The sequence below is a fragment of the Dryocola mayonis genome (assembly GCF_051307045.1).
Classification (GTDB): Bacteria; Pseudomonadota; Gammaproteobacteria; order Enterobacterales; family Enterobacteriaceae; genus Dryocola.
The window spans coordinates 1,213,026-1,238,455 of the sequence record NZ_CP150452.1; the positions used below are offsets into that span (position 1 = coordinate 1,213,026).

The 25,430-nt window shown below is 57.8% G+C and carries 18 protein-coding genes and 3 pseudogenes; 10 read left to right on the forward strand and 11 right to left on the reverse strand.

Features of this window, described 5'->3' with window-relative positions:
- The first annotated feature begins 19 nt into the window (after positions 1 to 19).
- Positions 20 to 1,327 (forward strand): MFS transporter, encoded by a 1,308-nt coding sequence (locus WLO32_RS05815; protein WP_435947553.1) that lies wholly within the window; start codon positions 20 to 22, stop codon positions 1,325 to 1,327.
- Here the strand turns inward: WLO32_RS05815 and rna are convergent, their stop codons facing one another.
- A complete protein-coding gene (rna, locus tag WLO32_RS05820; RefSeq protein WP_435947554.1) occupies positions 1,328 to 2,125 on the reverse strand; it encodes a ribonuclease I in 798 nt (265 codons plus the stop codon).
- A 95-nt stretch (positions 2,126 to 2,220) separates the two neighbouring features.
- Complete coding sequence (gene dcuC, locus WLO32_RS05825) at positions 2,221 to 3,597, reverse strand: anaerobic C4-dicarboxylate transporter DcuC (RefSeq protein WP_435947555.1); 1,377 nt, start codon at positions 3,595 to 3,597, stop codon at positions 2,221 to 2,223.
- Positions 3,598 to 3,990: 393 nt separating this feature from the next.
- Between dcuC and WLO32_RS05830 the strand changes: the two genes are divergently transcribed.
- From WLO32_RS05830 to cspE, 7 genes and pseudogenes are all read left to right on the forward strand, one after another.
- Positions 3,991 to 4,407 carry a DUF2946 domain-containing protein gene (locus tag WLO32_RS05830; protein ID WP_435947556.1) on the forward strand — a complete coding sequence of 139 codons (417 nt, stop codon included), beginning with the start codon at positions 3,991 to 3,993 and terminating at the stop codon, positions 4,405 to 4,407.
- Positions 4,408 to 4,474: 67 nt separating this feature from the next.
- On the forward strand, positions 4,475 to 4,801 hold the full coding sequence (locus WLO32_RS05835; RefSeq protein ID WP_435947557.1) for a copper-binding protein: 327 nt from the start codon (positions 4,475 to 4,477) through the stop codon (positions 4,799 to 4,801).
- A gap of 11 nt (positions 4,802 to 4,812) precedes the next feature.
- Entirely contained in the window at positions 4,813 to 6,069 is a 1,257-nt protein-coding gene (locus WLO32_RS05840; protein ID WP_435947558.1) for a TolC family protein, read from the forward strand.
- Complete coding sequence (locus WLO32_RS05845) at positions 6,066 to 7,520, forward strand: efflux RND transporter periplasmic adaptor subunit (protein ID WP_435947559.1); 1,455 nt, start codon at positions 6,066 to 6,068, stop codon at positions 7,518 to 7,520. Before WLO32_RS05840 ends, WLO32_RS05845 begins: the two co-directional genes overlap by 4 nt.
- Positions 7,517 to 10,638: pseudogene (locus WLO32_RS05850) on the forward strand (efflux RND transporter permease subunit). The gene WLO32_RS05845 and the pseudogene WLO32_RS05850 overlap by 4 nt, the downstream one beginning before the upstream one ends.
- Before the next feature lie 198 nt (positions 10,639 to 10,836).
- Positions 10,837 to 11,409, forward strand: a complete 573-nt coding sequence (pagP, locus tag WLO32_RS05855) for a lipid IV(A) palmitoyltransferase PagP (RefSeq protein WP_435947560.1) — start codon at positions 10,837 to 10,839, stop codon at positions 11,407 to 11,409.
- 193 nt (positions 11,410 to 11,602) lie between these two features.
- A pseudogene (gene cspE, locus WLO32_RS05860) lies at positions 11,603 to 11,813 on the forward strand (transcription antiterminator/RNA stability regulator CspE).
- 216 nt (positions 11,814 to 12,029) lie between these two features.
- On the opposite strand, the gene crcB reads toward cspE, so the two are convergent.
- The gene (gene crcB / locus WLO32_RS05865) at positions 12,030 to 12,413 is read right to left on the reverse strand and encodes a fluoride efflux transporter CrcB (protein ID WP_121267161.1); all 384 of its coding nucleotides are present in this window, start codon (positions 12,411 to 12,413) and stop codon (positions 12,030 to 12,032) included.
- Positions 12,414 to 12,516: 103 nt separating this feature from the next.
- On the opposite strand from crcB, the gene WLO32_RS05870 reads away from it, so the two are divergent.
- Together WLO32_RS05870 and tatE are read left to right on the forward strand one after the other, a co-directional pair.
- Positions 12,517 to 13,305, forward strand: coding sequence for a deaminated glutathione amidase (locus WLO32_RS05870; protein ID WP_435947561.1), 789 nt, complete (start codon positions 12,517 to 12,519; stop codon positions 13,303 to 13,305).
- Positions 13,306 to 13,432: 127 nt separating this feature from the next.
- Positions 13,433 to 13,636, forward strand: a complete 204-nt coding sequence (tatE, locus tag WLO32_RS05875; RefSeq protein WP_435947562.1) for a twin-arginine translocase subunit TatE — start codon at positions 13,433 to 13,435, stop codon at positions 13,634 to 13,636.
- A gap of 96 nt (positions 13,637 to 13,732) precedes the next feature.
- Here tatE and lipA read toward each other — a convergent pair.
- The 8 genes and pseudogenes from lipA to rlpA form a co-directional block, all read right to left on the reverse strand.
- Positions 13,733 to 14,699 (reverse strand): annotated as a pseudogene (gene lipA / locus WLO32_RS05880) (lipoyl synthase).
- 281 nt (positions 14,700 to 14,980) lie between these two features.
- Entirely contained in the window at positions 14,981 to 17,056 is a 2,076-nt protein-coding gene (gene glgX / locus WLO32_RS05885) for a glycogen debranching protein GlgX (RefSeq protein WP_435947563.1), read from the reverse strand.
- Between the two features lie 63 nt (positions 17,057 to 17,119).
- Positions 17,120 to 19,594: a malto-oligosyltrehalose synthase gene (gene treY, locus WLO32_RS05890; protein ID WP_435948254.1), complete on the reverse strand. Its 2,475-nt coding sequence runs from the start codon at positions 19,592 to 19,594 to the stop codon at positions 17,120 to 17,122.
- Between the two features lie 41 nt (positions 19,595 to 19,635).
- Positions 19,636 to 21,423: a malto-oligosyltrehalose trehalohydrolase gene (gene treZ / locus WLO32_RS05895; protein ID WP_435947564.1), complete on the reverse strand. Its 1,788-nt coding sequence runs from the start codon at positions 21,421 to 21,423 to the stop codon at positions 19,636 to 19,638.
- A 371-nt stretch (positions 21,424 to 21,794) separates the two neighbouring features.
- Positions 21,795 to 22,436, reverse strand: coding sequence for a lipoyl(octanoyl) transferase LipB (gene lipB, locus WLO32_RS05900; protein WP_435947565.1), 642 nt, complete (start codon positions 22,434 to 22,436; stop codon positions 21,795 to 21,797).
- Positions 22,437 to 22,520: 84 nt separating this feature from the next.
- Positions 22,521 to 22,784: a DUF493 family protein YbeD gene (gene ybeD / locus WLO32_RS05905; RefSeq protein WP_121267153.1), complete on the reverse strand. Its 264-nt coding sequence runs from the start codon at positions 22,782 to 22,784 to the stop codon at positions 22,521 to 22,523.
- Positions 22,785 to 22,910: 126 nt separating this feature from the next.
- Positions 22,911 to 24,122, reverse strand: coding sequence for a D-alanyl-D-alanine carboxypeptidase DacA (gene dacA, locus WLO32_RS05910; protein WP_435947566.1), 1,212 nt, complete (start codon positions 24,120 to 24,122; stop codon positions 22,911 to 22,913).
- A gap of 143 nt (positions 24,123 to 24,265) precedes the next feature.
- Entirely contained in the window at positions 24,266 to 25,429 is a 1,164-nt protein-coding gene (gene rlpA / locus WLO32_RS05915) for an endolytic peptidoglycan transglycosylase RlpA (protein WP_435947567.1), read from the reverse strand.
- Position 25,430: the final 1 nt, after the last annotated feature.

Genomic DNA, 25,430 nt, shown 5'->3' on the forward strand with positions numbered 1-25,430 from the left:
ATCGTCATGGAAAAATACCATGGAAAAGAAAATTCCCGGCACTCGTTGGTGGCGCGTGGTCGCGCCTATTTTAATCGCCTGCATTATTTCCTTTATGGACAGGGTGAATATTAGTTTTGCGCTGCCCGGCGGCATGGAGGCCGATTTAGCCATTACCAGTCAGATGGCCGGCCTCACCAGCGGAATATTTTTTATCGGCTATCTGTTTTTGCAGATCCCCGGTGGGCGGGTCGCCGTTAACGGCAGCGGCAAAAAGTTTATTGCCTGGTCGCTGGTGGCCTGGGCGGTGGTGTCCATCGCCACGGGCTTTGTCACTAACCATTATCAGGTGCTGGCGCTGCGTTTTGTGCTCGGCGTCGCCGAAGGCGGCATGCTGCCGGTGGTGCTGACGATGATCAGCAACTGGTTCCCGGAGCGTGAAATCGGCCGCGCCAACGCCTTTGTCATGATGTTTGCGCCCATCGGCGGCATGGTGACGGCGCCGATCTCCGGGGCGATTATTCAGGGGCTGGACTGGCGCTGGCTGTTTATCATTGAAGGGCTGCTGTCGATTGTGGTGCTGGCGGTCTGGTGGCTGCTGATAAGCGACCGTCCCCAACAGGCGCGCTGGCTGCCGGCTGCGGAACGCGAGTATCTGCTGGCCGAGCTGGAAAGCGACCGTCAGGCGCGCAGCCTGAAGCAGCCGGTAAGCAAAGCGCCTTTACGCGATGTGTTCCGCAACGGCGGCTTGATGAAGCTGGTCGCGCTGAACTTTTTCTACCAGACGGGCGATTATGGCTACACGCTGTGGCTGCCGACCATCCTGAAGAATCTGACCGGCGCGAACATGGCCGGCGTCGGGCTGCTGGCGATTTTGCCGTTTGTGGCGACGATTATCGGCATCTACGTCATTTCAATGCTCAGCGATAAAACCGGCAAACGCCGTCGGTGGGTGATGATTTCACTGCTGTGTTTTGCGGCCGCGCTGCTGGCCTCGGTCGTGCTGCGCCACAATATCGTGGCTGCCTATATCGCGCTGGTGGTGTGCGGATTCTTCCTGAAGGCGGCGACCAGCCCCTTCTGGTCTATTCCGGGGCGTATCGCTTCTGCGGAAGTAGCCGGCGGGGCGCGCGGCGTCATTAATGGCCTGGGAAATCTGGGCGGTTTTTGCGGGCCGTGGCTGGTGGGGATGATGATTTATCTCTACGGCCAAAACGTAGCGGTCTGCGCGCTGGCAGGTTCGCTGGTGATTGCCGCTTTGATTAGCTTAACGCTGCCGAAAAACTGCGATCTGACCGCGGAAAATAACCGCAAGCCAGTCGCAGGCGAGGCCGGAATCGCCGGATAATCAGTAACCCACGGCATCCAGGCGGAACCGTTTTGCGCAGCTGCCTGGATTTTTTTGTCCGACGAAGGAGGCCTGGCTCAGCGGGCCGTTAATTTTTGCCGCCGCGAGCGTAACCTGCATTTCCGTCAGGTATGCCGGATTGCCGTTGCAGGTCAGTTTTACCGCTTTTACCGCATCGCTTCCCCAGCTTTTCTCCAGCGCTTTATTAAAGGCTTTTCGCGTGACGACCCGGCCGTAGTTTTCCGCCAGAAAGGCGCCGAAAGGGCTTTGTTTAAATTCGTTGTTAAGACGCACCATGGCGCCGAAATAGGCGTTCGGGTCAAAGCCGAAACAGGCGCCGTGTTTTGCAAACTCATAGCGCTCAAGGCACGACTGGCCGCCCGCGCCCGGCATCACTCCGGAGAGCTTAGCGGCGATATCCGCGGACAGGCCCGGCGCGGGCGAAGCGCATTTTTGCGAGCTGCGCGCTTGTGCCATGTTCGGCACGGGACGGGTGGCGCAGCCGTAGCGCATCCAGCGTTTGTTATCCACGCCGCGTGAAGATACGGATTTTGGCAGGCCCGGCCACAGGCCGTGCACCGTGAGAAAAGCCCGCTTGTCCGGCTGTTGGTGCTGAAGTTTGCATTCGCCCGGCTCTTCGCGGTTGCGCTCGTGCATGTTCTGGCAAAAGCCCGTTTGCCAGGAAAGCGCCAGCACGTAGGTTGCGAAATCGCCGTAGCTTTTGGGCTGCAGGGCATCGGCCTGGGCAAACAGGCTGGTTGCAAGCGTGGTGGTCAGGACAAGCGCGTTTCGCCACATGATGAGATTCCGTCGGGTGATAATTTCCAGAAAGGAGCTTATTAAAACATAAAAAAAGCGCCTCACAGAGACGCTTTGTTTTGACTATCGGCACGTTACGGCGCCAGGGCGGCGGACGGCACCAGAATCTCCGTGGCGATAATCACCACCAGCAGACCCACGGCAATCGGCACGGAGGTGCGTTTAACCACTTCGAACGGGGAGATTTTCGCCATCCCGGCGACCGCCACAACCACGCCCGACACCGGGGAGATAGTGCGGCCGAGGTTAGACGCCTGCAGCATCGGGATCGCCAGATAGGCCGGGTTGATGCCGGAGGAGTGCGCAAGCTTTGGAATCATCTCGACGAAGGCATAAAACGGCGCGTTGCCGGAGCCGGTCGTCATTGCCGCCAGCATGGTCAGGATAACCAGCACCAGCATCAGGATAATGCTTGCGGAGCCAAACGACGTGGCAATGGAGATCAGGCTCTGGATAAAGCCGATGGTGCTAAGCCCCTGCGCGAAGACGCCTGCGGCCACCAGCAGCATCACCACGTTGGCAAAGGCGTCCGCCATGCCGCGATAGCAGACTTCAAGCCCCGAGAAGACGCTTTGCGTATTAAAGCTGCGGAAGAATTCAATGAGCGCCGCCAGCAGAATGCAGATAACCAGGATGGTGATAATATGCAGCTGCGGGCCCCATTTGCCGTCGAAAATCAGCACGCCGATGATGGGCGTGAAGGGCAGGATGGCGTAGAACGACGGCGCGGTGGTCTGGATTTCGCTGACGTCGAGCATCTCGTGGCTGACGTGCTCTTTTTTATCCAGATAGCGCTGCCAGAAGAAGTGGGCAATCGCCATGGCGATAATAGCGGCGACGGAAATAGGCACGGTCGTTTTAAAGGCGAAATCCACCAGCGACATTTCAGCCGCTTTGGCGGCCAGCACCACGTCGCCTGAGGTCGGGGAAAGAATAATCGCTGCCGGAGAGGCGCAGATCGCCGCCGCCGCGCCGCGGCTGATGCCGACGTTAACCATCACCGGGAACAGCGTGGCCATTAACAGCACGCCGAGGCCGGTTGCGGAAGAAACGGCCAGCGACATCAGGCACGCCACGAAATAGGCGGCAATCATCAGAATGTACGGCGAATTAATAAACTTCAGCGGCTTTGAGGCGAGTTTTACCACCATGTCGTTTGCGCCGATATGCGTCATGTAAGCAGCGAAACCGCACAGCATCATGATCATCATACCGAGATCGCCGCCGCGGCTCATCAGCAGGATTTTTACGTATTCGACAATATCGGTGGCGGTATAGCCGGTGCTTTCAGCGCCGGAAGGTAATACCTGATGGCCCATTAGGGCGCTGACAATCAGTAATAATAAGCCACCGACGAATAATACGCCGGTGGCGGAGTAGCCTTTGATGATGTAGCGGGCTACACCAACAATCACCACAACCCCAATAAGTAATTCAAGAAAAGTAAGCATAGTGTCCCCCGCTGCGTCAGCCAGGTTTTGCCGGGCCTGTACGCAACCGAATGCCTGAAAAATAAACAATAGTGACCTTTGCAGCGTTCTGCAAAGCGCTAAGAATGTGCCTGAGTGATTAACGCGGTTTTCTGATAAGGGTCAACTTTCATCCACTCCGCTCATTGGGCGTAACACTTTTGCTGGCAACTTTGCAATTATGACATTTACTTATTGCTTATCGTTATGTTTATTTGCCGGAAATAGCGCATTAATAGCGCGTTTGGTAGCCATATAATTAAATTTATATTACCCGTTTGTTAATTGCGGCGCCGAACGTAAAGCATGCTAAAAATCCTTTAATATATAAGGGACTCGTGCATATACTTTCGCCTCATTCGTTTCGGGGTTTGTATGCTGCAATCCACTTTCTGGTCGACAAGCCGTTTACGCTTTTTCAGAAAGCATCTTTTGATGCTGCTGTTGGCGTTTGGCTGGCTTTTTGTCAACGCCCAGCTAGCGGTAGCCTCGCACGATTGTCCGCTGAATATCAGCGCCGAAGCGGCAGCCGTCCAGCACAGCGAGCATATGCTGATGACGGGCGATCGCCAGACGATGGCGAAAAACAGCGGCCCGCTTTGCGATAAGCACTGCGTTCCGGATGTGATGCAAAAGGATAACGGCCACAGCGACGTCATAGCGCTGCCGGTGACCGCTACCCTTGCGCTGCGGGCGCCTGACTGCACCCCGGCTTTGGTGCCCATCGCCGCGCTTACGCCCCCCGCAACCGGCCCTCCGGCCACCATTCGATTTTGTCGTTTCCGAGAATAGCTCCAGCACCGTCACGGTTTTCGGGCCCCTGAGCCCATCCCTTTGACCTGTGTTCTGGAGACTTTTTATGTTTACGATTCTTGTCCGCATCTTCGCGGTTCTGGCGCTGTCCGCCTCTGTAGCGAGCGCCGCCGCCCATGATTTATCCGCGCACCACCAAACGCCCGCCGCCGGGGTTTATCAAAGCCATGGCGTGGTTAAAAAAGTGGCTGCCGACGCCCTTTCTATCGCCCATAAGCCCATTCCCGCGCTGAACTGGCCCGCCATGACGATGACTTTCAGCCTGCCGGCCGAAGGCATGCCGCCGCACCTGAAAGCTGGCGATACGGTGGACTTCACCTTTAGCCAGCAGGGTGAGGGCTATCGGCTCACCTCGGTTACGCCGACTAAGTAATCGAGGACATCATGAAGCAATATTCCCTGAGCCTGTGGCTTAGCGGGGTACTGTTCGCCGCCTCCTGTTCTGCCGCAGCCGCGGCAGAATACAGCCTGCAACAGACCCTGACCGCAGCCGAGCATTACTCAGCCGAGCTTTCGGCCAACCGTAATCAGAGCAACGCGCTTAATGCGATGGCGGATTCCGCCCGCGAATTACCCGATCCGAAGCTGAAATTCGGCATTGAAAATGTGCCGGTGCAGGGCAGCAATCGGAACCGTTTTACCCGCGAGGGGATGACCATGCAGCGCATCGGCATCATGCAGGATTACGTAAGCGGCGAGAAGCGCGACCGCAAAGCCGCGACGATCCTCGCCCAGTCCGCGAGCAGCAAAGCTAAAGCCGAAGTGATTCGCGCCGCGCTTCAGCGCGAGGCCGCGCAGGCGTGGCTGGATTTAGCGCTCTCTACAAAGGCGCTGGCGTCCGCCCGCCGGCTGGTAGCCGAAACCGAACGCCAGACCGGCGTGCAGAAAGCAACGGTGGCAAGCGGCAGTTCTCCCGCTTCAGGGGTAGTGGATATCCGCCTGGCGCTGCTGGAAATGAAGGACAAAGTGACGCTTGCCGAGCGTGACGTCACGCTTGCAAAAAACCGCCTGCTGCAGCTGACCGGCGAGCAGATTGACGCCGTAAGCGGAAGCCTGCCTCGCTATCAGCGTTTGCCGGCCGACCCGGCGTTACTTGAGCAGGGGGTGATGGAACATCCGGAGGTGATCGAGGTGGCCCGCGAAGCGGACGTTGCGAAAGCGCGTTCCGCCCAGTCTGCCGTTGCGGCAAAACCGGACGTCGGCGTGGAAGTTTTTTATGCCCGCCGCGCCGAGGGCTATGACGATATGGCGGGCGTGATGTTCACCGTCGATCTGCCGATGTTCAAGTCCCACCGTCAGGATAAAGATTATTCGGCCGACGTTTCCCGCGCGATGGAAGCCAACGATCGTCTGGCGCTGGCGCAGCGCGAGCATGTGGCGCTGGTGCGCAGCCTGGTGGCGGAATACCAGGCCGCGCAAACGCTCTGGCTGCGGCAGCGGGATGACATTCTGCCGCTGCAGCGCCAGCGTCTTTCGCTGCTTGAGGCGCAGTATCGTTCCGGGCAATCCTCCCTTGCCGAACTTCTTGATGCACGCCGTGCGCTGCTGGACTCCGGCCTGACCGCCAGCAGCGCTGAGAAAGCCGTGGCCCGCGCCTGGGCCGCCATCCGCTATCTGACGCCGCAGGAAAACGCGCTATGAAAACTTCCCTTCAATTCTCCCTGCTGGCGGCGGCGATTATCGTTGCGGCGGGCGCCGGCTATTACGCCGGAAAAAACCATACGCCCGCAGATACCGCGGTGCAGCCGGAACGCAAGGTGCTGTACTGGTACGACCCTATGACCCCCGGACAACGCTTTGATAAGCCGGGTAAATCGCCTTTTATGGATATGGACCTGGTGCCGCGCTATGCCGATGAAACCCCGCAGGATGGCGGGGTCAGCGTCAGCGCTCGCCAGCAGCAGAATCTGGGTATCAGAACCGCGATTGTTGAGCGCAAAACTTTGCGCTATCAGTTTGACGCTTTCGCCACGGTGACCACGGATGAGCGCAGCGTGCAGGTTATCCCCGCCAGCGCGAACGGCGTGGTCGAAAAGCTCTTTGTCAAAGCTCCGCAGCAGTTTGTGAAAAAAGGCGAGGCGCTGGCGCAGCTTTGGATCCCCGAGTGGACGGCCGCCCAGCAGGAGTATCTGGCGGTGCGCAAGCTGGGCGACGGCGCGCTAAACGATGCCGCGCGCGAGCGTCTGCAGCTGCAGTTTATGCCTGCGGAAGTGATCCACCAGGTTGAGCGCAGCGGCAAACCGCAAACGCGCATTACCGTGCGGGCCAGGCAGGCGGGATTCATCAACAAGCTTGATACGCGCGAAGGCGCTCAGGTCGCCGCCACCGCGCCGCTGTTCGAGATAGCAAGCCTTGAGACGGTGTGGATCGTTATTGATTATCCGCAGTCGCAGGCTCAGGCGCTTGAGGTTGGCAGTGAAATTATCGCCCGCTCCGATAGCTGGCCGGGAGAGACTTTCCGCGGCCGGGTCAGCGAATTGCTGCCGAATATGGAAACCACGACGCGCACGCTTAAAGCGCGTATCGTGCTGGAGAATCCGCAGGCGAAGCTAAAACCGGGCATGTACCTCAACGTGACGCTGGCTAACCTGCGGCCGGGTGCGGCGGTGCTGGCCGTTCCAGAGGAATCGCTGATCGAAACCGGCAGCGCAAGCCGGGTGCTGGTGGCGACGGGGGAGGGCTACTTTAAACCGGTAAACGTGGTGGCAGGGTCCGCAGAAAACGGCTGGGTCGAGATTAAACAGGGGCTGAAGGAGGGCGACAGGGTGGTGACTTCCGGCCAGTTCCTGCTTGACTCCGAGGCCAGCCTGCGCAGCGCGCTGCCGCAGGAAAAACCTGCCGCCGCGCCGCAGAAAGTGGAATATCAGGGTGAAGGCGTTGTGAAGGATATTGGCAATGACGCGGTAACGCTTTCCCACAGGCCCATTCCGGCGCTGCGTTGGGGAGCGATGACGATGGATTTCGCGCTGAAATCTCCCGCTGACGCAAGGGGCGTCAAGGTGGGCGATACCGTGATGTTCAGCTTCACCATGGATGAAGAAGAGGGCGCGGTTATCACCCACCTGATGCCGATGGCGGGGGCGATGCAATGATCGCCTCAGTTATCCGCTGGTCGCTTAAAAATCGCCTGTTGGTCCTGCTGGCCCGCGTTCGGCATGGCGGCGTGGGGCATCTGGTCTTTGCAGCGCACGCCGCTCGACGCGCTGCCCGATCTCTCTGATGTGCAGGTTATCGTCCGCGTCAGCTACCCCGGCAAAGCGCCGCAGGTGGTGGAGGATCAGGTGACTTATCCGCTAACCACCACCATGCTTTCCGTGCCGGGGGCGAAAACGGTGCGCGGTTTTTCAATGTTCGGCGACTCCTACGTCTACATCCTGTTTGACGACGGCACCGATCCTTACTGGGCGCGGTCGCGCGTGCTGGAATACCTGAGCCAGGTACAGTCGCAGCTTCCCGCCGAGGCGAAAGCAACGCTCGGGCCGGATGCGACGGGCGTCGGCTGGGTTTATGAATATGCGCTGGTGGACAGAACCGGCAAACACAGCCTCGCGGATTTACGTGCGTTACAGGACTGGACGCTGAAGTTCGAGCTGAAAAGCGTGGCTAACGTTTCCGAGGTGGCGAGCGTGGGCGGCATGGTCCGCCAGTATCAGATTGTGCTCGACCCGCAGCGCATGCGCGCCTTAAATATCACCCACGATCGGGTTATCAGCGCCGTGCAAAGCGCCAACCAGGAAGGCGGCGGCTCGGTTATCGAGATGGGCGAGGCCGAATACATGGTGCGTACGGCGGGCTATCTGAAGAGTCTGGATGATTTTAAACAGATAGTGATTACCACCCGTGAAGGCGTGCCGGTGCTGCTCTCCGATGTGGCGACGCTGCGGCTGGGGCCGGAAATGCGTCGCGGAGTGGCGGAGCTTAACGGCGAAGGGGAGGTCGCAGGCGGCATCATCGTAATGCGCTACGGCAAAAATGCGCTGCAGACTATCAACGCGGTGAAGGAAAAGCTCGCGCAGCTGCAAAAAAACCTGCCGGCCGGGGTGGAGATTGTACCGGTGTACGATCGCTCGCATCTTATTGAAAACGCGATTGAAACCCTGTCCCATAAGCTGCTTGAAGAGTTCATCGTCGTCGCCCTCATCTGCACGCTGTTTTTGTTCCACTTCCGCTCGGCGCTGGTGGCTATCGTTACCCTGCCGCTTGGCATTCTCGGCGCCTTTATCGTCATGCATTATCAGGGCGTGAACGCCAATATCATGTCGCTCGGCGGGATCGCTATCGCTATCGGCGCGATGGTGGATGCGGCGATTGTGATGATAGAAAATATGCATAAGGTGCTGGAACAGTGGCGGCACGATAATCCCGATAAGCAGCCGGGCAGCGCGGACTACTGGCGGATTTCGGAGCAGGCGGCGGTGGAGGTGGGCCCGGCGCTGTTTTGCAGCTTGCTGATTATCACCCTGTCGTTTATTCCGGTGTTTTCCCTTGAAGCGCAGGAAGGGCGCATGTTCTCGCCGCTGGCGTTTACCAAAACCTACGCCATGGCGGTTGCCGCCGGGCTTGGGATTACGCTGGTGCCGGTGCTGATGGGCTATTTTATCCGCGGGAAAATACCGGATGAAAAGGCTAACCCCATTAACCGCTGGCTAATTGCAGCCTATGAGCCGCTGCTCGATAAGGTGCTGGCGCATCCTAAAACGACGCTGGCGCTGGCCGGCGCGCTGCTGCTCGCAACTTTGTGGCCGCTAAGTCGCCTGGGCGGCGAGTTTATGCCGCCGCTGGACGAGGGCGATCTTCTTTATATGCCTTCAACGCTGCCGGGTATTTCCGCCCGCGAGGCGGGGCGGCTGCTGCAGCAAACCGACAGGCTGATTAAAACCGTGCCGGAGGTGGCGACCGTCTTTGGTAAAGCAGGAAGGGCGGAAACGGCAACGGACCCGGCGCCGCTGACGATGATTGAAACCACCATCCGCTTCAAGCCGCGTGACCAGTGGCGGGCGGGCATGACGATGGACAAGCTGGTGAGCGAGCTCGACGGCGTGGTGAAAGTGCCGGGCATTGCAAACGTGTGGGTGCCGCCTATTCGTAACCGCCTGGATATGCTGGCGACGGGGATTAAAAGCCCGGTGGGCATTAAAGTGAACGGCAATAATATTGCGGCGCTTGAGCAGGTTGCCGGGCAAATCGAACGGGTGGTCAAACAGGTGCCTGGCGTAACGTCGGCTCTTGCTGAGCGGCTGGCCGGCGGACGCTATATCGACATTAATATCGACCGGCGCAAGGCGGCAAGGTTTGGCGTCTCCGTTAAGGAGCTGCAGTCGCTGGTGGCGACGGTGATTGGCGGGCAGAACATCGGTGAAACAACGCAGGGGCGAGAGCGCTACCCCATCAATATGCGCTACCCGCGTGAAATACGCGACAGCGTGCAGAAGCTGCGCGATATGCCGGTTGTGACGGAAAACGGCAGCCAGATCGCGCTCTCTGAGCTGGCCGATATCGCCATTACCGACGGCCCGCCGATGCTGAAAAGCGAGAACGCGCGCCTGTCCAACTGGATTTATGTGGACCTGCGCGGGCGCGATCTGAAATCGGCCGTTGACGAGATGCAAAAGGTGGTCTCCGAACAGGTGATATTACCGGAAGGCGTATCCTTATCCTGGTCGGGACAATTTGAATATCTGCAGCGGGCGACCGAGAAATTAAAAATTGTTTTACCCTTTACGCTGATAATTATTTTTGTGCTGCTGTACGTGACATTCTCTCGCGTCAGCGACGCATTATTAATTATGGGGACCTTGCCCTTCTCATTAATAGGCGGCGTCTGGCTGCTCTATTTATTAGGGTATAATTTATCCGTCGCCGGCGCCGTCGGGTTTATTGCTTTAGCCGGCGTGGCCGCTGAATTTGGCGTTATTATGGTGCTTTATTTAAACCATGCCCTTGCTAAACATAAAGTTACCGACCCCGACGGCGGCAACGCCATGCTGATGCGCGCGATTCACGAAGGGGCGGTGCTGCGTGTGCGGCCTAAAGTCATGACGGTGGCGACCATTATGGCCGGCCCTGCTGCCGATTATGTGGGGCGACGGCACAGGTTCGGAGGTGATGCGGCGTATTGCGGCGCCGATGATCGGCGGCATGGTCACCGCGCCTTTGCTCTCGATGCTGGTGATCCCGGCGCTTTATGTGCTGCTGAAAAAGGATAAGTAGGATATTTCTCAACCCTCCGCAACAGGTTAAACGTTGCCGAGGGTTGACTTTCACCGCCTGTATTTGCTAATCGGTTAAGGAGAAGCTTAAACAGATTTACAAATCTAAAGTAACTTTAAGAATAACCCCGCCGCCATTGAGATGCGATTAATTTAGACTTTGTTAGGCTGTGCGTTAAATCTTAATGTGGTATCAACTGTGAATCTGAACAATAAATTATCGGCTTTTATTTTCGCTATTACTTTTTTGGCCATCGCCCCCGACGGCTTTGCGGCGGAACAGAAGTTTTTCAGCAGCGCCTGGGACAGCTTCTCTTCCGGCGTCTCACAAACCTGGCATGAGCCTGACCATTACGATCTGTATGTCCCGGCCATTACCTGGCATGCGCGTTTTGCCTACGATAAGGTCAAAACCAATCGCTATAACGAACGTCCCTGGGGCGCGGGTTTCGGCCAGTCCCGCTGGGATGAGAAAGGTAACTGGAACGGCATTTACCTGATGGCTTTTAAAGATTCGTACAACAAATGGGAGCCCATCGGCGGCTACGGCTGGGAGAAAACCTGGCGTCCGTTAGCGGATGAAAATTTTCACCTCGGCTTAGGCTATACCGTCGGCGCCACCGCGCGCGATAACTGGAAGTATATTCCGGTGCCGGTGCTGTTGCCTTTAGCTTCAGTAGGTTATGGCCCGGCAACCTTCCAGATGACCTACATTCCCGGCACCTATAACAACGGCAACGTCTACTTTGCGTGGATGCGTTTTCAGTTCTGAAACGGGCGCGAAGGCGCCTGAAAACGGCCGTTTTTCATATCCTTTTAAAAACAAGGGTTAATCCACAAGTGATAAAAATTTTAGCGACTTTTGTCACTTTTTCTCATTTGGGTACTGGACAAAATGCACCACAATTGTTGTACTGATGCGCGACACAGCATTTGTGTCTATTTTTCATGTAAAGGTAATTTTGATGTCTAAGATTAAAGGTAACGTTAAGTGGTTTAATGAGTCCAAAGGCTTTGGTTTCATTACTCCGGAAGATGGCAGCAAAGACGTGTTCGTACACTTCTCTGCAATCCAGAGCAATGGTTTCAAAACCCTGGCTGAAGGCCAGCGCGTTGAGTTTGAAATCACTAACGGTGCCAAAGGGCCCTTCTGCTGCAAACGTAATGGCTATCTAAGTCGCTACCGGCAGAATTTAAAAACCCGCCAAGGCGGGTTTTTTTTCGCCTGTCGATCAGGCGAACAGGTAGGCTTGCAGAAAGCACGCCACAACCAGCGCGCTCAGCAGCGCCGCTCCCCAGCTTGTAAGCTCTTTTATCATCATCACTCTCCCCCTTTTTTATCTGCAGGGATAGTGGCAGACGATCATTAAGCCAACCTTAACGCCTCGGACTTTAGTGGCTGGCCGCCAGCGAAACTAACCAGAATGCGAGGGCGGTCATCATAAATGAGCCAAGCAGGTTAAGCAGCACGTTAAGGCCAGCCCAGGCAAGCCGTCCATCCTGCAGTAAAAAGACCACTTCGGCTGAGAAGGTGGAAAAGGTCGTTAAACCGCCGCAAAAACCGGTGGTGATAAGCAATTTCCAGAAGGGATCAAGATGGGTCAGGCGGCTAAACAGCGCCAGTCCCATACCGATAATAAAGGCGCCGACGAGGTTTGCCGTCAGGGTGCCAACGGGTATCGCGCCGTGAACGGGGTTGAGCTTCAGGCTTAAAAACCAGCGTAATACGCTGCCTGTGCCGCCGCCAAGGAATACCGCTAACAGAATCTGTAACACCACGTTTTCCCGCTATTAAGATTTGAAGACAGGAGTGTAGCGCTCGCGCAATCTGATTTACACCCGATATACTGAAATTAATCATGACTGCAGAGGTAGTAAAATGAAAGTTGCGGTGGGGCAGTTCGCGGTGGGCAAAGTCTGGCAGGATAACGCGCGAACCTGCGTAAAGCTAATGGCGCAGGCGGCCGCCAGCGGCGCCCGGCTCCTGGTCCTGCCGGAAGCCGTTTTAGCGCGGGACGATCTTGATCCTGATATGTCGGTGAAGTCCGCGCAGGAAGCAAACGGCGGGTATCTCGATATTCTCCTCGCGGAAAGCCGTAAAAACGAGCTAACCACCGTCCTTACTCTCCATATCCGTACCACGGCGGGCAGAGCCGCCAATACCTTGCTGGTGTTGCGCGCCGGAGAGGTTATTTGCCGCTACCAGAAAATCCATCTTTATGACGCGTTCAGCATGCAGGAGTCGCGATTAGTGGATGCCGGCGATCGGCTTGCGCCGCTGGTTGACGTGGGAGGCATGAAGGTGGGGCTGCTTACCTGCTACGATTTGCGCTTCCCGGAAATGGCGCTGAGCCTGGCGCTGGCCGGCGCCGAGGTGCTGGTGTTGCCCGCGGCCTGGCTGCGCGGCCCGCATAAAGAGCTGCACTGGTCGACATTATTGAGCGCGCGTGCGCTTGATACCACCTGTTATGTGGTAGCATCCGGCGAATGCGGCAACAAAAACATTGGCCAGAGCAAGATTATTGACCCGCTTGGCGTCACCATTGCCAGCGCGGCGGAAGCTCCCGCTTTGATTTATGCGGATCTTGACGGCGAACGCGTGTCGGCCGTCAGGGCAATGCTGCCGGTGCTGAAAAATCGCCGTTTCGCCGCGCCTCGTCTGTCCTGACGTTTTTTTAAACAGGGCTTGATTCACTTTGTTACAGATTGCTATTGTGTCGCACGGGCAAATGTTCGTTAATTAGCTCAGTTTATTTTCGCCGTCTCTACGGCAGGTTTGACAAAAGAAGGTAGGTATGGGAGAGATTAGCATCACCAAGCTGCTGGTAATCGGCGCACTGATTGTATTGTTATTTGGTACCAAAAAGTTGCGCACGTTAGGCGGCGATCTCGGCGCGGCGATTAAGGGCTTTAAAAAGGCCATGAACGATGACGAAAGCAGCGCTAAGCCAGCCTCCGGCGTCGAAACTCCGGCGGAACGCATTTCGCACAAAGACTGATTGTCGCGTTATTTATCGTGCTGAAATAAAAAAACCGGCTTCTGAAGGCCGGTTTTTTATTGCGCTGCGCGCCAATTGTAACTTTTTGTAACGCTACTACTTCACTTCCATGCCTTTGGGCCTGCAGGTCCGCATGGTAAGAAGAGCGGACAAACGGACCGCACGCCGCATGGGTAAAGCCCATCGCCAGCGCTTCGGCTTTCATCTCTTCGAACTCGTCAGGACTTACATAGCGCTGCACCGGCAGGTGATGGCGGCTCGGCTGCAGATATTGTCCCAGCGTCAGCATGGTTACGCCATGGCGGCGTAAATCGCGCATTACCTCAATGATTTCCTGGTTAGTTTCCCCCAGGCCAACCATCAGACCCGATTTTGTCGGGATATGCGGATGCGCTTCTTTAAAGCGTTCAAGCAGTTTCAGCGACCAGCTATAGTCCGCGCCCGGACGTACCTTGCGATAAATACGCGGCACGTTCTCCAGGTTATGGTTAAACACGTCCGGCGGCGTTGCGGTAAGGATCTCTAATGCGCGATCCATACGGCCGCGGAAGTCTGGAACCAGCGTTTCGATTTTAATCGTCGGGTTTTTCTCGCGGATGGCGGAAATACAGTCGGCGAAGTGCTGTGCGCCGCCGTCGCGTAAATCATCACGGTCCACGGATGTGATAACGACATAGCGCAGCGCCATATCGGCAATGGTCTGCGCCAGTTTGACCGGCTCGTTGGCGTCTGGCGCAACGGGGCGACCGTGGGCAACGTCACAGAATGGGCAACGGCGAGTACAAATGGCGCCAAGGATCATAAAGGTCGCGGTGCCGTGGTTAAAGCACTCCGCCAGGTTCGGGCAGGAGGCTTCTTCGCACACGGAATGCAGGCCGTTTTTACGCATCGCCGCTTTGATACCCTGAATGCGGGTAGAGTCAGATGGAAGTTTGATCTTCATCCATTCTGGCTTTCTTAACAGCTCCTGGCGCTCTGTCACCACGTTTTTAACCGGGATCAGAGCCATTTTATCGGCGTCGCGGTACTTGACGCCGCGTTCCATTACAATGGGTTTACTCATATGGTGCGTGTTCCAGTTGCGGATAACGAAGTCAGTCTGTTTGAATTCAAGTTAGTGTTTTATTTATCAACTATTTTTGAATTGCGCCCCGGAGTATACCATCACTGCCGTGGATAAATCAGCCGGGACGCGCAGTAAATGGGGAAAGAATTGTAAATGAGTTGTTGTTTTGTGTGCTCGCGAGGTTAACGGCTGGCGAAAAGGCGCCGCCGGACGCGCCCCGAAAGCCTTGCCAAACAACAACGGCCGGTCGGCTGCCCGGCCGTTCCGCCGCTGTCTGCTTATGGCCGCCTGAACAGCGCCATGCTGCGGCCTTCCAGCTCGAAATCCTTTTCCCTGGTGATGACAAGGCCGCGCTTTGCGGTATCGGAGGTGGTAATTTCAAGCACCCAGCCGCCTTCGCCGAACTGCGGAATACGAAACGGCACGTTGCCTTCGAAGGGATTAAACAGCATCAGCACGTCGTGCCAGATACCCTCCTTCGTCTGCAGGTCCGGGCGGCCGATATAGACGCCGAGCGTTGAACCCTCGTCCCAGTGTTCGGGCTGCTGCGGACCGCCGCCGGCGTTGAACCACTCGATTGCCATGCCGTCGCGCCAGTTTTCGCGGCGCAGCAGGGGCTGACTGGCCCGCAGCTTAAGCAGCTGGCGGGTGAACTCGCGCAGCGCCTCGCTGCTTTCCGGCAGATTGTCCCAGTGGACCCAGGAGATCTCGCTGTCCTGGCAGTAGCCGTTATTGTTGCCCATCTGGCTGCGGCCGAACTCGTCGCCGGCCAACAGCATCGGCGTGCCGTGGGAGAAGATCATCGTGGCGAGGAAATTGCGCTTCTGGCGTTCGCGCACCCTGTTGATGCCTTCATCTTCGGTCGGCCCCTCGGCGCCGTAGTTGTAAGAACGGTTGTCGTTGTGGCCGTCCTGGTTATGCTCGCCGTTCGCCTCGTTGTGCTTTTCGTTGTACGAAACCAGGTCGTTGAGCGTAAAGCCGTCATGGGCGGTGACGAAGTTGACGCTCGCCCAGGGGCGACGTCCGCGCTGATCGTAGAGATCGCCGGAGCCGAGCAGGCGGGCGGCAAAATCGGTCGGCACATTATCGCCCCGCCAGTACTCACGCACCGTGTCGCGATATTTATCGTTCCACTCGGCCCAGCCCGGCGGGAAGCCGCCGACCTGATAGCCGCCGGGGCCGATGTCCCAGGGTTCGCCAATCAGCTTCAGCCTGGAGAGCACCGGGTCCTGAATAATGGCGTCGAAAAAACCGCCGCGCTCGTTAAAGCCGCCGGGCTCGCGGCCAAGGATAGTCCCGAGATCGAAGCGGAAACCGTCGATATGCATCGATTCCGCCCAGTAACGCAGCGAATCCATTATCATCTGCAGCACCCGCGGATGCGAAGTGTTTACGGTGTTGCCCGTGCCGGTGTCGTTGATGTAGTAGCGATGCCTGTCGGTCAGGGTGCGGTAATAGGAAAAGTTGTCGATGCCCTTTAACGACAGCGTCGGGCCAAGCTCGTTGCCTTCCGCCGTGTGGTTGTAAACCACGTCCAGGATCACCTCGATACCGGCATCGTGAAAGGCGCGCACCATGTCGCGAAAGCCCTGGATGCCCTTCGGCCCGTAATAGCGCGAGGCCGGAGCGAAGAAGCCGAGCGAGTTGTAGCCCCAGAAATTCTTCAGCCCCCGGTCGAGCAGGTGCTGGTCGTCCGGAAACCAGTGGACCGGCAGCAGCTCGACCGAGGTGACGCCCAGACTTTTGATATAGTCGACGGAAGCTTTGTGGCCCATGCCTTCGAAGGTGCCGCGCAGCGGCTCGGGGATGGCGGAATTGAGCTGCGTAAATCCTTTGACATGGGTTTCGTAGAGGACCGTTTTTGACCACGGGATCTGCGGGCGGTTATTGTCCTGCCAGTTAAATTCATCAGGATCGATAACCCGGCACTTCGGCGTAAATGGCGCGCTGTCGCGCGTATCGAAGGTCAGGTCCTTATCCTTGTGCTGCATATCGTAGGCGAAATGCGCTTCATTCCACTCGATATCGCCAGCCAGCTCGCGCGCGTAGGGATCGATAAGGAGCTTGTTGGGGTTAAAGCGGTGGCCGTTCAGCGGATCGTAAGGGCCGTGGACGCGAAAGCCATAGAGCGCGCCGGGTTTCAGACCCGGCACGTAGCCATGCCAGATCTCGTGGGTATACTCCGGCAGGTCCATTTTGGCGATTTCGACCTTGCCGCTCGCATCGTACAAACAAAGCTCAACGCGCTCCGCATGCGCTGAGAAGATAGCGAAATTGACGCCCTCGCCGTCGAAATTGGCGCCGAGCTGATGGCTCGTTCCCGCCGTGATTTCAAAAGCTTTACCGTTTGTCATTTATTTCTCTCCGTTGAATTTTCCATGCATAACAGCGACCTGTTGATTTTTATATATTTAAAATCATATGCTTACGAATACGGTAGCCATAAAGCTGTCGACCATGCCTGCGTCGATAAGATCGCCCAGGCGGAGCTCTTCTCCGCTGAGAATATTGCGGTAGCGGCGGTGCGCAAGCCGTTCGGGCAGGGCGATTTCCGCATCTGCGGACGACAGCTGCGCGTTTTCCTGCAGCGCGCCGAAGACGAGACGCGGCGCGATGACGATCAGCGCATCGTCGCTCTGCACCCGCGCAAAAGCGATGAGGTTGTCAGCCTGTTTGCCCGTGGCGGCGAGCGGCAGATAATCCCCTTTGCGGAACAGCGTCGGCTTCTGCTGGCGCAAATGCAGGATGCCGGCGATAACATGCTGTTTAAGCCGGCCGCTCCGGTCCTCTTCGCTGTTTAAAGCCAGCTTTTTATCCTCCGCCAGCATCCGTTCGAGGGCGGTAAAATCGGGCTCGCGCCGGTTATCCGGGTCGACCAGGCTGAAATTAAGCGCCTCGCTTCCCTGATAGATATCCGGCACGCCCGGCGCCGCCAGCTTGATAACCGTCTGGGTAAGGCCGTTGACCAGGCCGGCGCGGATAAAGGGCCGCAGGGCGTCAGCAAAATCCTGCAAAAAGGCCTGGTTGGCCGGCGAAAGCAGATGGCGGGCATAGTCGAGCACGGCTTTTTCATAGGCTTCGTTGCTGTCGCCCCAGTCGGTACGCAGCTTCGCCTCCCGCAGCGCTTTTTCCACAAATTCAAGAAAACGTTCTTCAAGCGCCCGCAGCCCCGCCGCGTCCTGCGGGCGCAGTTCCGGCGGCCAGACGCCGGCCAGCGCCTGATAGAGCATCCATTCGACGGACGGTTTCGGCGCCGTACCGTCGTCGAGCCTTATAACTTTGTCCCGGTTCATCTGACGCCAGCGGTCGACGCATGCGACCCAAAGCTCCGGCGCTTCGGTGAGCGTATAGAGACGCGCGCGGGCGTCTTCTCCGCGTTTTGTATCGTGGGTCGAGGTAGTGGAAAGCGCGTCCGGCTGCCGTTCGAGCCGTGTTTTCATCTCTGTGTGGAAGCGGTCGAGCGAGAAGGCGCGCGGTATCGGTTCGGCTCCCACTTCGTTCAGGGCAAGCCCCATGTTCTGGCGGAAGAAGAGCGTATCCTCCACCGATTTCGCCATCAGCGGGCCCGTTAGCTGCTGGAAGCGGATACGGAAACTGGCGGCCTCGCCGGCAGCCTCTGCGGAAACCTCGCCCGCCAGAAGACGGGTAATAAAGTCGAGCGCCTCCGGGGCAGGCGCGTCCGCGCTGGTCCTTACCCTTTCGGCGACCCTCTGCAGCATGTCATAGCTTTCCTGCGGCATGCCTTCCGCCGTGCCGTAGGTACGGTAGACCGGAAAGGCGATCAGCAGTTCGCGCAGGGCCGGCAGGATGGCCTCCTCCTGCAGGCTTATTTTTTCGGTTCCGGCGATAGCTGCCGCAAGCCCCAGCAGCCTGGTGAACTCGCCTTCGAAGTTCCTGTTCACCATCAGCAGCTTGGCCGCCCGCAGTTCGGCCGCCATATTTACCGGCTTGCCCATCACGTCATTCCAGGCCGCGCGCAGGTCGCGGATCCTGTCGCCGTCCACCAGCACATCGGAGAGCGATTCGATAAATTCGTAGCCGGTGGTGCCGGAAACCGGCCACGTCGTCGGAAGCTGCTCGTCCCGACCAAGGATTTTTTCCACCGTGATATAGCACTGCGGCCCGGCCTGCTGGCGGAGTTGTTCAAGGTAGGCCAGCGGATCGGCGAGCCCGTCCACATGATCTATCCGCAGCCCGTCGACGGCGCCGGAGCGGACCAGTTCGAGGATCAGCCGGTGCGTATCGTCGAAGACGCTCTTTTCCTCAACGCGCACGCCGACAAGGCCGGTGATCTCGAAAAAGCGACGGTAGGAGAGATCGCGCGGCGCATCCCGCCAGGAGATTAACCGCCACGGCTGGCGCTCGTGCAGAGCGGCGATTTCCGCCCTGTCGGTAAGCTGCAAAATTTCGGCCTCGCGGCCTTGCCAGCTTTCGGGAGCCAGCGGGTAAAAGCTCTCAAAATAGGCCAAAGCGGGCCGGCCGGTCTGCGGGGCGGGCCTGACTTCGATTTCGCCATTTTCCAGCGCCTTTTCGAAGGTGTCGCCAAGGAAGGGCAGGGTCAGGCGGCGCGACCAGTCGATGTCGAAATGCCGGGCGTAACGGCTGTTTGCGCCGTTCTCAATAACGTCGCGCCACCATGCATTTTCCAGCGAGGCGGCCATATGGTTCGGTACGATATCGAGGATCAGACCGAGGCCGGCCTCCTTCAGCGCCTTTACCATGCGATCGAAGCCTTCGCGGCCGCCGATGGCAGGGTCTATCTCATTGGCGTCGGTCACGTCATAGCCGTGGGTGGAGCCGGATGTAGCGGTAAAGATCGGCGAGGCGTAAAGATGGCTGATACCAAGCCGCTTCAGATAAGGCACAAGGCCGGCGGCGCGGTCGAAGGTCATACCGTTGCGGAACTGAATGCGGTAAGTCGCGGTGGGGATATTCACTTAACGTCTCCCTGGGCAAGTCGGACAAGGATAGAGTGCTGCGGCAGCTCATTCGCCGCCTGCGGCCAGGCGAAGATCGTCTCGCCGGGCAAATCGGGAAGCGGCCGGACTTTTTCGCCAATATTAAGCGCAATCGACAGCACGCCCTGCGGGAAGGCCCAGCTGACGGCGAGAAAACCTTCCGCCGTTTTCACTACCCGGCCGGCATCGCCACCGGCCGTGGCAAGCAGCGGCACGATATATTTCTGGCGCAGCGTCAGCAGCTTGCGGGTGAAGGCCAGCCAGGCTTTACCGTCCTTGCTTTCCGGTTTCTTCCAGTCAAGTTTTGACAGTTCAAAGGTTTTTTCGGCATTCGGGTCGGGCACGCTTTCATCTTCATGGCCGGCATGACCCGCGAACTCCTTCGCGCGCCCCTCGCGCACCATTTTTGCCAGCTCGCCGTGGAAATCGGTGAAGAACAAAAACGGCCTGGTCTCGCCATATTCTTCGCCCATAAAAAGCAGCGGGATATGCGGCGAGAAGAGCAGGGCGGCGAGCAGAACCTTAGTGCGCCCGGCGCCGGCCAGTGAGATCAACCTTTCGCCCCGGGCGCGATTGCCCACCTGGTCATGGTTCTGGATAAAGTCGACGAAGGCGACCGGCGGCTGCGAGGCGCTTTTCACGCCGCGTTTCTTGCCGGTCTGCGGCGAGATCTCCCCCTGCCAGGCGAAGCCTTCCGTCAGCGTCCGCGCAACGAGCTTTTCCGGCTCGTGGGCGAAATCCTGGTAGTAAGCGTGCGTTTCTCCGGTGGCGAAGACGTGGACGCTATTGTGGAAGTCATCATTCCATTCGCCGGTGAAGAGCGGAACTGAACCTGCTTCCCCGCGCGGGTGCAGAAAGATGACGTTACGGTTGTCTTCGGTGGTCAGGTGAATAGGCCGGTCGGTGATGTCGGCGCGGATACGTTCGGCGATCTCGATCAGCACGTGTTTATCGGAGCTGTCCTCGATCTGATCGATGGCGTCGAAGCGAAGGCCGTCGAGGTTGTACTCCTCCAGCCAGTAGAGCGGCGCCTCGACGATATAGCGGCGGGCCGCCTCAACGTCGTAGGCGATGCCGGCGCCCCAGGGCGTCGAGCGTTCCTGATGAAAGAAAGCGGGCGCCAGCCGCGGCAGGTAGTTGCCTTCCGGGCCGAAATGGTTGAGCACGATATCAAGCACGACCGAAAGGCCATAGCCATGCGCGGCATCAATAAAGGCTTTGAAATCCTCCGGTGCGCCATAGGCGGAATGCGGCGCGTAGAGCAGCACGCCGTCGTAGCCCCAGCCGCGGCTGCCGCCGAACTGCGAGACGGGCAGCACCTCAAGCATGGTGACGCCGAGTTCGGCCAGATAAGGCAGCTTGTCGATCGCGGCGCGAAACGTGCCTTCCGGCGTGAAGGTGCCGATATGCATCTCGTAGACCACCATCTCGATCCACGGACGGCCGCGCCATTTATCGTTCTGCCAGCGATAGCGGGTCGGGTCGACGACGAGGGAAGGGCCGTTAACATCTGCCTTTTGGGCGCGGGAGGCCGGATCCGGCACGACCGTACCGTCGACAAGCACAAAGTTATATTCCGCACCCGGTGAAACGCCGGCTACCTGCAGTTCGAACCAGCCGTTGCCGCTGCGGTTCATCTCTTTTTCTGCGCCGGAAATCCTCAGCGTTATCTTTTCCTGGCCGGGCGCCCAGAGACGAAAGCGAACTACGTTGGCGGCTACGTATTCAGCCCCCCAACTTTTAGGAAATGATTTGGACTCCATTCGATTGCCTCGTTTAACCCAGCTGTGAGCAGTGGACGACTCGCGCGACGCCTGATCCGTTTATGCGAGCTTTCGTAGCTTAATCTTGCCGTGTGGTCCGGATGCCGTAACGGGTCGGAGCTCTTCCGGCCGCCGGTAAAGCAGGCGCGCCAGAAGAGTGGTGATGTTGAAACGATGTCCGATTGTCCCAGCATCAGGTAGCATACGAGAATAATCATAGACGATGATGCGGGAGTTGACGGCCGCGGCAGGCGCTGAAGCGGTGCTGAACAAGAGAAGACAGCAACGGCGGCGTTAAGGGCGAAGGTAAGTGGTTGGCCTGTGTGAATGATTTCACACAGGCCGTCTGCCGGGCTTAAAGCGGCAATTAATCAGGAGGATACGTATTCAAACGCAGGATTATCCAGCAGCTCAAGGAGCTTGCTGATAAGGCGCGGCTGCACATCCGCCACCGTCATCCCCGGCTTCAGGTCTTTTACCTGCGTCATCTCAAGGCCCGCGTAGCCACAGGGGTTAATGCGCAAAAACGGCGAAAGATCCATATCAATGTTCAGCGCCAGGCCATGGAAGGAGCAACCTTTACGGATGCGCAAGCCCAGCGAGCAGATTTTGCGGCCTGCTACGTAAACGCCCGGCGCATCGGCACGCGGGTAGGCTTCAATGCCGATATCCGCGAGGGTATTGACCACGGTTTGTTCAAGGATGGTGACCAGTTCACGCACGCCGAGCTTTCTGCGCCGCAGGTTGAGCAGGACGTACATCACCTGCTGCCCCGGTCCGTGATAGGTTACCTGGCCGCCGCGGTCGCTCTGGATTACCGGAATATCGCCCGGCACCAGCAGGTGTTCCGCTTTCCCGGCCTGACCCTGGGTAAATACGCCTGGGTGTTCTACCAGCCAGATTTCATCGGGAGTCGTTTCATCGCGTGCGTCGGTAAAATCATGCATCGCCCGGGAAACGGGTTCATAAGGCTGCTGGCCGAGCTGGCGAATCAGAAGGGTTTCTTGAGACAAAATACTGTCCCCGGCAGGTAATAAAAAGGTGGGCGGATTATATCACAGCGCGATGAAAACGCCCGGCCGGGGCCGGGCGGGGAATTACAGCACCATACGAACGATTTCGATATTGCCCAGCTCTTCGTACAGGGTTTCTACCTGTTCGATATGGGTGGCGGTAATGGTGATGGAAACCGAGTGATAGTTACCCTTGCTGCTTGGCTTGACCTGCGGCGTGTAGTCGCCAGGGGCGTGGCGCTGCACCACCTCAACGACCAGATCAACCAGCTCCGGCTTCGCCAGACCCATTACTTTGTAAGTAAATGGCGTAGGGAATTCGAGCAGTTCTTTAAGATTGGTTTTCATGGTAGCTCCAGCGTTACGGCGATAAAATAATAACTCCCGCCGGTGAGGGCGGGAGTTGCATAATGCAGACTTTGCAATGATGAACAGTATATGGGGTCGTAATTCACACTTTCAAGCGTTCAATTATTAACCGAACCAGTGATGGAACATCAGTTTGATGTAGTCGATGATTCGACTAAAGAAATTCCCTTCCGGCATCTCCTGCAGCACCACGAGCGGGCGTTGCTCGATGGTTTTCCCATCCAGCTGGAAGTTGATGGTGCCGACGACCTGGTTTTTCTGCAGCGGAGCGTGCAGCTCAGGCGTGTTCAGCACGTAGCTGGCTTTCAGATCCTTCATGCGGCCGCGCGGGATGGTCAGATAGACGTCTTTATCCACGCCGAGGGAGGCGCGGTCGTTATCGCCAAACCAGGCCGGCTCGGAGGAGAACTCTTTTCCGGCCTTCAGCGGAGAAACGGTTTCAAAGAAGCGGAAGCCCCAGGTCAGCAGCTTTTTGCTTTCGGTTTCGCGGCCTTTATAGGTGTGTCCGCCCATGACTGCGGAAATCAAACGCATCTGCCCTTCGGTTGCCGAGGCGACGAGGTTATACCCTGCGGCGTCGGTGTGGCCGGTTTTGATGCCGTCGACGTTCAGGCTCTTATCCCACAGCAGACCGTTACGGTTCATCTGGCGGATGTTGTTGAAGGTAAACTCTTTTTCTTTATAGATGCTGTATTCATTCGGCACGTCGCGGATCAGCGCCTGGCCTATCAGCGCCATATCGCGCGCGGAGCTGAACTGCCCGTCGGCGTCCAGGCCATGCACCGTCTGGAAATGGGTGTTTTTCAGGCCGAGTGCGGAAACGTAGCTGTTCATCAGGCCAACGAAGGCGTCCTGGCTACCGGCGACAAAATCCGCCATCGCTACGCAGGCATCGTTGCCAGACTGCAGGTTAATGCCGCGAATCAGCTGCGCTACCGGCACCTGCATTCCGGGCTTGAGGAACATCAGCGACGAGCCTTTAAAGACCGGGTTGCCGGTCGCCCAGGCATCGTTGCCCACGGTCACTACCGCGTTCTCATCGAACTTACCGGCTTTCATCGCCTGACCAATCACGTAGCTGGTCATCATTTTAGTGAGGCTCGCCGGATCGCGGCGGGCGTCAGCGTTGGACTCGGCCAGCACCTTCCCTGAGTTGTAATCGATCAGGATGTACGCTTCCGCATCGATCTGCGGGACGCCCGGAATCATTGTTTTAATATTCAGGTCGTCAGCTTGAGCGCAAGCCAAAGCACTAAGGGTGAGGGCCGTAGAGAGCGCCAGGCGCTTAACAAAACGTACAGGAAGGGCTGTATTCATGATAAGAACAACGACATCCGTGATGGAATTAAAAAAAGTGCCTTACTATAGCAAAAGCGATTTTTACTGGCATCCGACTTTGCGCATGATTTGTTAATGGAGCTTACACAAATTTACATGCGGCGGATGCCGGTAGGTTTCATTTACATAGCAGGTGCGTTGGTAATAAATGACTGCTGCTGGGCTTCGCTCATCAGGCGCTGTTGCAGAGCCGCGGCTTCGCTACGGCTGCTGAAAGGCCCGAGCTGCACGCGGTAAACGGCGCCGTTGTTCGATACGGCTCCCGGCACATTAAACTGCTGGCTGAGCTTCTGCTGCCACTGCGCCGCGCGCGCCTGGTCGCTGACCGCACCGACCTGCACCACATAGCGGCCTGAAGCCGCGGCTGGCGCTGCGGTCTGCACGCTGCCCTGTACGGAGCCTGGAGCGGTAACTGGCGCTGCAGGCGTACCCGAAGCAGCAACAGGCGCCGCAGTTTGCTGAACCGGCGCTTCAGTTTGCTGAGCTGGCGCTGGTGCCTGAGGCGCCGGCTCGCTGCTTTCAATTACGCCTGGCGCAAGCGGCGTGGCGGCGCCGAGGAAACCGCTGCTGTTTACCGGCGCGCCCATAGGATCTTCGCTTTGCAGCGATGCGTTACTGACAGGGCGAACGTCTCCCTGCGCCGTATCCACGGGCGCGGACGAGGCGCTTCCCATGCCGGTATTTAAATCAGGGCGAGCGGGCAGGGCATAAGTCTGCCTGGCGATAGTCGTACAAGCCGTGCCGGGACCTGACATGGTGCCGTCCTGCGCCACCAGAATAGGGTCGATGCGCACCTTCGTATTGTTCGAGGTGTTAAGACGATCCGCCGCCGCACGGGTTAGCGAAATGACGCGGTCGTTGCCGTACGGGCCACGATCGTTAATACGCACCACAATCATGCGGCCGTTCGCGAGGTTGGTGATGCGCGCATAGCTTGGAACAGGCAGCGTGGGATGCGCGGCTGCCAACGCCATGGCATCAAAGGGTTCTCCGGAAGCCGTCAGGTTGCTGCCCGGTTCGGCGTCATAAATAGCCGCAAGGCCCGCCTGGCTGAAGTTGGCCGGGTTCTGGACTATTTTGTAGCTTTTACCGTTATTTTCGTAATCCTGATTTACCGAAGGATTCAACGGTTCATAGCGCGGCTCAGCGCCGCTAATTTCTACTACCGGACCATTACAGACGGCCGGTTGCGGCTGCTGGTTTACCTGCGGTTGTTCGCCATCGTTGGACGAACAGCCAGCCAGAATGGCGGCTGCTACAAAAATCCCTGGCCAATGCTTAACCATT